2 protein-coding genes and 1 pseudogene are annotated in these 3,099 nt (G+C 71.2%); 1 reads left to right on the forward strand and 2 read right to left on the reverse strand.

The features are described from left to right. A pseudogene (locus D7V77_RS41200) lies at positions 1-860 on the reverse strand (hypothetical protein); the annotation flags it as partial. A gap of 211 nt (positions 861-1,071) precedes the next feature. Between D7V77_RS41200 and ruvX the strand changes: the two are divergent. Continuing rightward, entirely contained in the window at positions 1,072-1,527 is a 456-nt protein-coding gene (gene ruvX / locus D7V77_RS41205; protein WP_120581631.1) for a Holliday junction resolvase RuvX, read from the forward strand. Positions 1,528-1,554: 27 nt separating this feature from the next. Here ruvX and D7V77_RS41210 read toward each other — a convergent pair whose 3' ends face one another. Further along, positions 1,555-3,096 carry a glycosyltransferase family 39 protein gene (locus D7V77_RS41210; RefSeq protein WP_120581632.1) on the reverse strand — a complete coding sequence of 514 codons (1,542 nt, stop codon included), beginning with the start codon at positions 3,094-3,096 and terminating at the stop codon, positions 1,555-1,557. Positions 3,097-3,099 lie beyond the last annotated feature (3 nt).

A 3,099-nucleotide genomic window follows, 5' to 3' on the forward strand; every position in this document is an offset into this window, starting at 1 on the left:
CCCGTGCCCCCTGTGCTTCCGCCGCCCTGGCCCGGCCGGCCCGACACGCCACCGTCCGTGCTTCCCGTGCCGCTGCCCGGCCGCCCCGTGCCGCCAGTGCCCGGCCGCCCTGCCCCGCTGCCCGGCCGGGAGCCACCGCCGGTGGTGGGCGGCGCGCAGTCCGAAGGCGGAGGCGCGCAGTCCGAAGGCGAAGGAGACGGGCGGCCCGGCCGCTCCGGGCGTCCGTACTTCGCGAACTCGCCGGCCAGCCGCTTGGACTCCTGCTGGAGCCCCACCAGCTCGATGCGGTCATCGTTCAGGCCCGGCAGCTTCAGCATCAGGAGGTTCTTCTTCGCCGTATCGACCTGTTCGAAGAAGCCGCGGTTGTCGACGAGGAACTTCGCCGCGTCCCGGAGCGACGGCGACACGTTCTTGTCCTGGGAGATGCGCTGGAGGTCCGCGTGCGACAGCGAGCCGTCCTTCTTGCCGTCCAGCAGGTCCAGGTAGCCGAAGTTCGCCTCCAGGGTGCGCAGCGAGTCCGCGTAGTCCAGCAGCTTGGGGTCCAGCGGGCTGCGGCTTCCGGAGGTGCCTCCCGCCTGCGAAGCGCCGGACGAAGCGGAGCTCGCGTAGCCCGCGCCCGCCTTCGCCGCGTTCTGGGGCGCGCAGTACTCCGTCTTCGCGGATGGGTTCTTCTTCAGCTCATCCGCCACGCCCAACGCGCCGCTGGCCGCCATCATCACGTTGCCGGTCATCACCCCCGCGGCAGTCTTGATGGAGTTCGTGAGGACGGGCGGAAGCCCCAGGGCGTCCCCCGCCAGGTCGGTCACGGCGGCCATGGGACCGCCCAGCAGGTTCGCCACGCCTTTCAGGATGTCGAGCATCGATACTCCCGCGCGACGGGTTGAAGTGGGTGCTGCCAGGTGCCGCGCGCCGTCTCTTCGGACGCGGACAGGCATTGCAGCGGCGGTGCCGGGCAGTCCGGCTCGCGGGGCGAGTCGAAACGCGGGGTTGGCCCGAGGGGGCCGCCAGCCGCGTCCCCACCCACGGACGGGTCGGTCCGCGGCGGAGGATTGCGGCTAGAGTCCCGCGCCCATGCGCACCTTCGGGCTCGACTACGGCACCAAGACCATCGGGGTGGCCGTCTCGGATGGACTGGGGCTCACCGCCCAGACGGTCACCACCGTGCGGCGCACGTCACTCAAGGGGGACCTGGCGGAGCTGTCCCGGCTCGTGAAGGAACACGAGGTGACGCGCTTCGTCCTGGGACTGCCCCTCAACATGAACGGCACGGAGGGCCCCCGCGCGGAGGCCTCGCGCAAGTTCGCGCAGGTGCTGGAGAGCGCGACAGGACTGCCCGTGGAGCTGTGGGACGAGCGGCTGTCCACCGTGGCCGCCCAGCGCACCCTGTTGGAGGCGGACGTGCGCCGGGAGAAGCGGCGGGAGGTCATTGATCAGCTCGCCGCGCAGTTCATCCTGCAGGGCTGGCTGGACGCGCACCGCCCCAAGGACGACGACGGCTACGACGACAACTACAACCCGGAGGGCTGAGCAGCACCTCCGGGAATCGCTGACGAACTACGGCTGGCGCCGGTACACGTGCAGCGGCGCGGAGAAGCCGTCCTGCTCCTGGTACGCCACGCCGTCGAGCGTCAGCGTGCGCCCGTCCAGCTTCACGCCCGGGTCCTTCACCAGCTTGCCGCCGTCGAAGCGCACCAGCACGTCCGGCCGCGCGTCAGCCAGGCGCTGGCGGAAGGTGTCCCAGCGCACGCGCGCCATGCGCATCTCCGGCAGCGTGGAGAAGAAGGCCACCTGCAGGTCCATGTAGCTCGGGTCATCGTCGATGGCCGCCGCGCCGCCCTTCGCCGCCACCTCCTCCTTGAGGAAGCGCGCCACCTGCATCACCGCCACGGGGTTCGTGGACGTGGGGCTCACCGGGCGCAGCGAGTCGTGCAGCCCGCCCTCGGTGCGGAACGTGTAGATGCCCAGCGCCACCGGCATCACCACCGCCAGCACCGCGCTCACGCCCACCACCGCGCGGCGCGCGAAGGGCCCCTTGTTGCCCACCAATGCCGCCAGGCCCGGCGCCATGAACACTGGCAGGAGCACCAGCTGCGTCACCGTGAAGCGCGCCAGGGGCACGAAGCTCAGCAGCACCGCCGCGCGCAGGGTGAAGTACAGCGCGGGCACCACCGCCATCACCACCAGCCAGCGCGTCTCCGGGTGCTTCTTCCACGCGCGCACCATGCCCACCCCGCCCAGGAGCGCCACGCCGGGCGTCAGCGTGAAGAGCGCCACCGCGGGCCAGAACCCCAGCTGCTGCAACCGCCAGCCCAGCGCGCCCCCCGCACCACCCGAGTCGGCCACCCACTGCCTGTGGAAGTCCTCCACCGCCTTGATGGGGAAGAACGGGTCGCCGTGCGCCAGCTCGTTGCCCTGCATCCACAACAGCGGGAACGGCAGGCACACCAGCCCAAAGCCCACCGCGCGCGTCAGGGACGCCACCCGGTCCTCGCTGCTGAACACCAGCGCCACCGTGATGAGCGGGATGTACAGCCACGCGTCGTAGCGAAGCGCGCACGCGAAGTTGAGCAGCACCGCGCCCCAGAACAGCGGCTGGAAGCGGTTCTCCTCCACCCCTTCCGCCACCAGCGCGAACACCGCCAGCATGAAGAAGAGCGACACCGACTCGCTGCCCGCGGTGGTGGAGAACTGCAGATGCATGCCCCACGCGCTGAAGGCCAGCCCCGCCGCCACGCCCGCGCGCCAGCCGAACAGCCGCCGCGTCAGCGCGAACAGCGGCACCACCGACGCCACTCCGAACAACAGGCTCACCAGCCGGCCCGCCACGTCGCGCTCGAACACCGACAGCACCGCGCCCACCAGGTACAGGTGCAGGGGGCCGAACTGATACGTGCCGTCCTTGTAGGACGTGATGACGTGGGGGTCGGCCAGCCACCGCTCCGCCAGCTCCGTGCGCACCACCGCGTCACCGAAGAGGTTTTCGTTGATGAAGAACACCCCCAACCGGGGGAGCAGCGCCGCTACGAGCAGCAGACCCACCAACCACCGGATGGACGGCTCGGGCTGGGGGGCGGGCACCGCGGACAGACCGGGCACGGC

This window comes from Corallococcus sp. CA041A, assembly GCF_003612075.1.
Classification (GTDB): Bacteria; Myxococcota; Myxococcia; order Myxococcales; family Myxococcaceae; genus Corallococcus; species Corallococcus exiguus.

Bases quoted from the DNA above. Each gene is read 5' to 3' on its own strand.
- ruvX (WP_120581631.1), top strand. From the start codon at position 1,072: ATGCGCACCTTCGGGCTCGACTACGGCACCAAGACCATCGGGGTGGCC.